This is a genomic window from Vibrio sp. M260118 (assembly GCF_036533755.1).
In the GTDB taxonomy this organism is placed as follows: Bacteria; Pseudomonadota; Gammaproteobacteria; order Enterobacterales; family Vibrionaceae; genus Vibrio.
Genome location: NZ_JATABG010000179.1, coordinates 1 through 6,881, shown reverse-complemented (window position 1 = coordinate 6,881; position 6,881 = coordinate 1). Strand labels below are relative to the sequence as shown.

General features: G+C 45.4%; 6 protein-coding genes. 2 read left to right on the top strand and 4 right to left on the bottom strand.

Going from position 1 to position 6,881, the window contains the following annotated elements:
- Positions 1–199 precede the first annotated feature (199 nt).
- Entirely contained in the window at positions 200–1,081 is an 882-nt protein-coding gene (locus QTO00_RS11740; protein ID WP_331424981.1) for an aldo/keto reductase, read from the top strand.
- Positions 1,082–1,146: 65 nt separating this feature from the next.
- Here QTO00_RS11740 and QTO00_RS11735 read toward each other — a convergent pair whose 3' ends face one another.
- A complete protein-coding gene (locus QTO00_RS11735; RefSeq protein WP_331424980.1) occupies positions 1,147–2,148 on the bottom strand; it encodes a substrate-binding domain-containing protein in 1,002 nt (333 codons plus the stop codon).
- 161 nt (positions 2,149–2,309) lie between these two features.
- Positions 2,310–2,870 carry a gamma-glutamylcyclotransferase family protein gene (locus QTO00_RS11730; protein WP_331424979.1) on the bottom strand — a complete coding sequence of 187 codons (561 nt, stop codon included), beginning with the start codon at positions 2,868–2,870 and terminating at the stop codon, positions 2,310–2,312.
- Between the two features lie 237 nt (positions 2,871–3,107).
- On the opposite strand from QTO00_RS11730, the gene QTO00_RS11725 reads away from it, so the two are divergent.
- The gene (locus QTO00_RS11725; RefSeq protein ID WP_331424978.1) at positions 3,108–4,292 is read left to right on the top strand and encodes an NnrS family protein; all 1,185 of its coding nucleotides are present in this window, start codon (positions 3,108–3,110) and stop codon (positions 4,290–4,292) included.
- Between the two features lie 75 nt (positions 4,293–4,367).
- On the opposite strand, the gene glpD is transcribed toward QTO00_RS11725, so the two are convergent.
- Both glpD and QTO00_RS11715 read right to left on the bottom strand, forming a co-directional pair.
- Positions 4,368–5,921, bottom strand: coding sequence for a glycerol-3-phosphate dehydrogenase (gene glpD / locus QTO00_RS11720; RefSeq protein ID WP_331424977.1), 1,554 nt, complete (start codon positions 5,919–5,921; stop codon positions 4,368–4,370).
- Positions 5,922–6,093: 172 nt separating this feature from the next.
- On the bottom strand, positions 6,094–6,867 hold the full coding sequence (locus tag QTO00_RS11715; protein WP_331424982.1) for a DeoR/GlpR family transcriptional regulator: 774 nt from the start codon (positions 6,865–6,867) through the stop codon (positions 6,094–6,096).
- Between the last annotated feature and the right edge of the window lie 14 nt (positions 6,868–6,881).

The window sequence follows — 6,881 nt, the reverse complement described above, 5'->3', positions numbered from 1 at the left end:
GAGCTCTTGATTCTTGAACTGGAGTAAAATTATATCGTCCTTTATAGAAAATTAAATTGAGATAATTGTACTTTATAACGAATTATCTTTTTCTGTTGGCTAGTTTAATCGTGAGCTTTTCTAGCAGTATACTGAATGAAGAACAGTATTCACGCGCTGTCCACCAATGGCAGCGAAGCGCATTTATCAGGGGATAGAGATGAACAAATCACATCCGGTATTTTCACCAATGATCCAAGGTTATTGGCGCATGGCTGAGTGGGGAATGAGTACTCAGCAGCAGCTTTCGTTCGTTAAACAGCATATCGAGCTAGGTATTACGACCGTTGACCATGCTCCTGTTTATGGGCCAGATTCCGCGTGCGAGCGCATGTTTGGTGAAGTACTTACTTTAGATAGTAGCCTACGTGACCAAATTGAAATCGTTTCTAAGTGTGGTATTTACCGCGGAGAGTCACCACAGGTTAATCATTACAATAGTGGTAAAGCGGCGATTTTAGAGTCAGTGGATCAATCTCTAGCTCGTTTGAATACCGACCACTTGGATGTACTGCTGTTGCATCGCCCAGATCTGTTGATGGATGCTGATGAAGCGGCTGAAGCGTTTAGTGAGTTGAAAGCGGCAGGTAAAGTGAAGCATTTCGGTGTGTCTAACTTTACACCGGCGCAGTTTGAGTTGTTGCAGTCCAGAGTAGAGCAGCCACTTATCACCAACCAAGTTGAGATTAACCCAGTTAATCTTCAAGCGACTGAAGATGGTACTTTAGAGCAACTTCAGCGGCATAGAGTTCAGCCTATGGCGTGGTCTTGCTTAGCGGGCGGTCGTATCTTTAGTGACGATAGTAAGCAGATGACGCGCCTACGCGATACCTTGACGCAAGTAGCGGGTGAGATTGGTGCGACGAGCATTGACCAAGTCATTTTTGCCTGGGTACTTTGCTTGCCAGCTAAGCCATTGCCAATCTTAGGTAGTGGCAATATCGAACGAGTGCACTCTGCTGTTAAAGCGCTTGAACTGTCATTGACTAACGAGCAGTGGTACCGAATTTGGGTCGCATCTAAAGGACATGGTGTCGCTTAAGCTTGCTAAACAACAAAGGCGCTACCTAGGTAGCGCCTTTGTTGTATTTGATGTTTGAACGTGGCTTAGCTGACTTTTTCAACCGAGTTTCTGCGCACTAAGGTTGGTGTAAACAATAACGAATCTTCACTTGGTTGTTGGTCTTTTGCCAGTTTCAATGCTAGGCGTGCTGCGCGCTCGGCCATCATCGCAATTGGATAGCGGATGGTTGTGAGACGCGGGCTGACATAGCGAGCAATTAAGCCATCATCAAAGCCCATCATTGAGATCTGATCCGGAACTTTAATGCCGTTTTCATCGAGAACAGATAGAGCTCCTGCGGCCATATAGTCGTTGTAGGCAACAACGCCAGTAATATCTAATGACTTAGTGAGTAAGTTGGTCATGGCAATCTCACCACCATCACTGTTTGGCTCACCGTACTCGATATAGCTTTTTGGCAGCTCAATATTGTTGTCACGCAAAGCTTGCAGATAGCCTTCAACACGTTGATCTGAGTCTTCAATGCGGTGATCAGAAGCGACACATGCGATCTTGGTATGTCCATGACGGATCAAGTACTCAGTGGCGAGGTAGGCCCCTTTGCGGTTATCTAATGAGATGCATCTTTCTGCGATTTCAGGAATAAAGCGATTGATGAAAACCAGCCCTTTCACCTCTTTGGCATAACCGATCAACTCTTCGTCAGACAGACCTTTAGAGTGGATGACTAGTGCTTCACAACGATTGTTAATTAGCAGCTCAATCGCTTTACGTTCCTCTTCTGGACTATGGTAACCATTGCCAATCAGGATATGTTTGCCATTTTCATGAGCGACATTGTCTACCGCCTTCACGAGTGTACCGAAAAATGGATCGGACACGTCACCAACTAGCACACCAACAGTATTGCTGCTTTGGCTTACCAGAGCTTTTGCTGCGGCATTTGGTCGATAGCCGAGCTTTGTCATCGCTTGTGTTACAGATGCAATGGACGCTTTGCTTGCTTTCGGTGACTTGTTAATCACACGAGAGACGGTAGCAATAGAAACGCCTGCCTCTTTTGCGACATCTTTAATCGTTGCCATGTGTTATCTCGAAAAAAACATCTTCATCCATTAAACCCTTTGCGTGTAAATAACGCAAATTGTATATCATTCAGTTTACTTAATTGCGAGCTGGAACACTTGATATAGCTAGGTTTTCAAAGGTGTAAACGTTACCTCCAACTAAGCGGTTTTACGCGTTTTTAAACTCTTGCCGCGGCGACTAGAGCATCAATGGCGCTATGGTGATCAGGTGATACTCCGGCCAAGTTGCCATATTTAGGCTGATGGCGGTCGTTCTCTAAGGGGAAGTTCCAGCCAATAGTATGTTCAACGAACTGTTTAGCAAATTGTTCAGAAATCTCTAAACACCCCGCTAAAACCGTATCAACGTAAGTCTGCATGATTGGGCTTTGGCTACAAGGTGGCTCTGGGTTGTCCTTAATATAAACCCAGACTTTGTCACTGGCGGAAAGTGAAAGGTCGACGTCTAGCTCATGGGTTGGGATTAATGTTCGGTGATATCCTCGCTCGCGAATATCGAACTCTTGCAGTCCTGGCTCGTCGACTTCAAGCAAAACACCATTGACTAAGCCTTGTCCTTTATCGACCACAAGAGGTGACAAAATGTAGCTGTTATCGACTTTTCCCCAGTAGCGTTTAAATCCATGCGCGGTAGCCGGAATTGCTGGGGAAGTTTGGCCTGTTAACTCTCTAGATGCAGAGTTCATTAGGCTACCGTAGCCAAAAATGTAGTTAGTCATTTTGTTCCCTTGGTCTATGTCGATGTTGGTTGTTTAAACTAGCGAGTTTTGCAATGAAAAGGAAGTGGTTTAAATTGTATTGAAAGAGTCATAATGACTCTTTGTTTTTCGGTCTTTATGACGCGAAACTTAGTGAGATATCCAGTATACACTAGAGTTTAACTGGCGTTGGATAACTGGAACAGTTCTTGCGATAGCTAAACGAGTTAAAGAGCCACATCATTTAGAGGTATTCCTGTGCTCAACATTACCGACAAAAAAGTTGAACAAGCCATTCCACCGGTTTTGCGCTTGGGTTTTAGACCGTTCTTTCTCCTAGGTGCCGTTTATGCGGTCATTGCTATCGCCGTTTGGGTATGGATGTTTCAATCTGGTCAGCCGCTTCAACTTCAAGTGCCCGCGTTATGGTGGCATGTGCATGAGATGATCTTCGGCTTCGCGATGGCAATTGTGGTCGGCTTTGTTTTAACCGCCGTGCAGAACTGGACAGGTATAAACGGGACCAAACGTTATCGCTTGGCAGCACTTGTTGCACTATGGTTAGCTCCTCGAATACTTTTCTGGACTCCAGTTCCTTTGTGGCTAGTTTCATCAATTGAAGCTCTGTTTCTTGCAATGGCGGCATTTGAAGTTGCTACTCGTGTCGTGAAGGCGAAAGGGTGGCGAAACCTGTTCTTTGTTCCGCTGTTTTTATTGGCTATTGTGGCTAACTTTGCCAGCTATGCTGCAATCAAAGGCATGCCACCATTTCCCGTATCTGCAGTTTGGCAAGCTATGTTGTGGTGGTTTACCTTGTTGCTATCGATAATGGGCGGCCGCGTGATTCCGTTCTTTACTGCTCGTCGCTTTAACTTCGATAAACCGCAGCCACTAGTATGGTTAGATTGGGTTGCAAATCTGCCGTTAGCTGGGTTGTTTATTCTTAGCTTCTTCCCTATGACGTTTGCTGAACTGGGTAAGCCCTTGATGGGTGTAGCTGGTGTAGCGCATTTGGTTCGAGTTATTCGCTGGCAGCCATGGAAAACTTTGAGTGAACCTCTGGTTTGGTCGCTGCATGCGACCTATTTGTGTATTCCTATTAGCCTGTTGCTACGTGGATTTATCAACAATCCATTTGCTAGCCACAATATGCTGCATCTTTTCGCTATAGGTGCGATTGGTGGGGTGATTTTAGCTATGATTGCACGTGTCACTATGGGGCACACTGGTCGTGCGATTTATCAGGGGCCAAACATGACAATCGCTTTTGCTGCGATTATTTTGGCTGCGTTAGTGCGCAGTGTTGGTGTAGCGTTATTCCCTCAATATCTGATTGAGTCGGTCAACATAAGTGGCGCGTTGTGGGTCTTGGCCTTTGCTATGTATGTGGGGCTATTTGGTAAAATGCTTATCACCCCGAGAGTTGATGGGCATCCGGGGTAAGGACTAGGGTCAACAGACCCTAATAAAGGCTTGGTGTTTGAACCAAGCCTTTGTTTTAGCTAGTAAGGTGCGAGTTTAACCGGCCTCAGAGAATGGCACTACTGTGGCTGGCTTGTTACTCTTTAGATAATCACTTAGCGCCTGTTGCTCTTGCTCGTCGAGATACAGACCTAACTTAGTGCGGCGCCACAATATATCCTCTTCCGTGACGGAAAACTCATGTTCAACTAAGTAGTCAATCTCACGCTGGTAGACACCCTGTGCACCGTCAGAGAACTTGATACCAAGATCTTCGATACTCTGTGAACCGTTAAGTAGCTTCCACGTGTAAGTACCAAATTGGGTCACGTAGCGAAGCAGTAATGGCTCTGGTAACCATGGGTATGCAGAGTGAATTGTCGCAGCAAGCTGTTCACGAGAACAACTAAAGTTACCGCCTGGTAGGGCATGATGGGCAGTCCATGGTGTCCCCATATGAGGTAGGTATGGATTTAGTTTCTCTAGCGCTGCTTCACCCAGTTTTCGGTAGGTTGTTAGTTTGCCGCCGAATACTGATAACAGTGGCGCTTGGTCATACTCTGCCTCGATCTCAAGCGTGTAATCGCGGGTGATTGCTTGGGGAGAATCGGACTCATCATCGCACAATGGGCGTACACCACTGTATGTCCATACTACGTCGTCGCGACTAAGCTGGTGGACGAAGTGTTGGTTAACGATATCGATTAAGTAATCGACCTCATCGTCTGAGATTGCTACGTCTCGTGGATCGCCTTTGTACTCCACATCCGTCGTGCCTATGATCGAGAACTTATCTAGGTAAGGGATCATAAACACAATACGATTATCTTTGTTTTGCAAAATATAGGCTTGAGGTTCGTCGTGAATACGTGGCACAACAATATGCGAGCCCTTGATCAATCGAATATTGCGCGGTGATTGTTGCTCTAAGCCATCATCAAAGAACTGTTTTACCCAAGGTCCAGCAGCATTAACCAATGCTTTCGCTTTGCGCTCAATCGTTGTTCCAGTCAGTTCATCACGAATCGAAACATGCCATATATCGCCTTCACGTCGCGCACCTTCTACTCGGCTGTAGTTGCGAATTTCCGCATTGTTCTCTTGAGCAGAGAGGACGTTAAGTAGTACTAAACGCGCGTCATCAACCCAGCAATCAGAGTATTCGAACCCTTTTTTCATTTCAGGTTTTAGCAGGCCAGATTGGCTTAGATCGATCCCCTTACTTGCTGGGAGCGTAGTTCGCTTACCTAGGTTATCGTAAAGGAACAAACCACAGCGAATCATCCATGCAGGGCGAAGGAAAGGTCGATGAGGTAGTCGAAAACGCATCGGCTGAGCAACATGAGGTGCCTTTTTTAGCAATACCTCACGCTCAGCGAGCGCTTCCGAAACTAAACGAAACTCGTAATGTTCAAGGTAGCGTAAACCGCCGTGAATCAATTTAGAACTTGCTGAAGAAGTTGCTGAGGCGAAGTCTTTTGCTTCGTATAGGCCTACTGAAAGACCACGGCCTGCTGCATCAGCGGCAATACCTGCACCATTGATCCCACCACCGATAACGATTAAATCGAGTGCTTCTGGTGAGTTGGCTCCGTTTAGAGTGTTATTCATTGATGTAACCTTGTGTTGAGCGAGCATTTCATATGACTAAATCCTAGCCTAACTTTCGTTTGTGATCACTAGAAATGTTCGTTTATGCGCGTTTGTGTGATTTGTGCACAAAAAAACCTTTATCGCACGATAAAGGTTTCAGTTTGGTTAAATTGAAATGAATTAAATTTGATCAGTCAGCTTTGTTGATCACTTCTAAAGGAATCGAGTGTTCGTTAAGGATTTCCAGAATCTCTTTAGGTGGTTGTTTGTCGGTGAAAAGCATATGTAACTGGGATATATTACCTAGCTTGACCATAGCATTGCGGCCAAATTTAGTATTATCAACGGCCAAAAAGACACTGCGACTGTTCTCAATGATTGCCTGCTTAACTCGTACTTCATGGTAATCAAAGTCGAGAAGTGAGCCATCATAGTCAATGCCACTGATACCTAGAATTCCAAAGTCGAGCCTAAACTGTTTTACAAAATCGAGGGTAGCTTCACCAACAATGCCACCATCTCGGTTACGAACTTCTCCACCTGCAAGAATCACTCTAAACTCTGGGTTTGGGAGCAAAATGGTAGCCACGTTGATGTTGTTGGTTACCACACGTATTTGCTTGTGATCTTTACTTAGTGCTCGTGCGATGGCTTCTGGCGTGGTGCCTATATCGATAAAAAGAGTTGCACCATCTGGAATATGCTTAACGACTTCATCTGCAATAACATCCTTTTCATTTAAGTTCATGCTCTTACGCGCGTTGTAAGACGTGTTTTCTGAACTCAAAGGAATGGTCGCGCCACCGTGATAGCGGCGAATTTTGTTCTCATCGGCTAGTTCATTGAGATCTCGTCGGATGGTTTGTGGGCTGACATTAAATTTTTCAACCAACTCATCGGTGCTGACATAGCCTTGCTTCTGGACTAAAGCAATGATTTGCTGATGTCTTGGTAATTGCTTCACGCGTTGTTCCCTCT

What these genes read in the sequence shown, in the direction of transcription:
- QTO00_RS11740 (WP_331424981.1), top strand. Translation starts at nt 200, where the DNA reads ATGAACAAATCACATCCGGTATTTTCACCAATGATCCAAGGTTATTGG.
- QTO00_RS11735 (WP_331424980.1), bottom strand. Translation starts at nt 2,148, where the DNA reads ATGGCAACGATTAAAGATGTCGCAAAAGAGGCAGGCGTTTCTATTGCT.
- QTO00_RS11730 (WP_331424979.1), bottom strand. Translation starts at nt 2,870, where the DNA reads ATGACTAACTACATTTTTGGCTACGGTAGCCTAATGAACTCTGCATCT.
- glpD (WP_331424977.1), bottom strand. Translation starts at nt 5,921, where the DNA reads ATGAATAACACTCTAAACGGAGCCAACTCACCAGAAGCACTCGATTTA.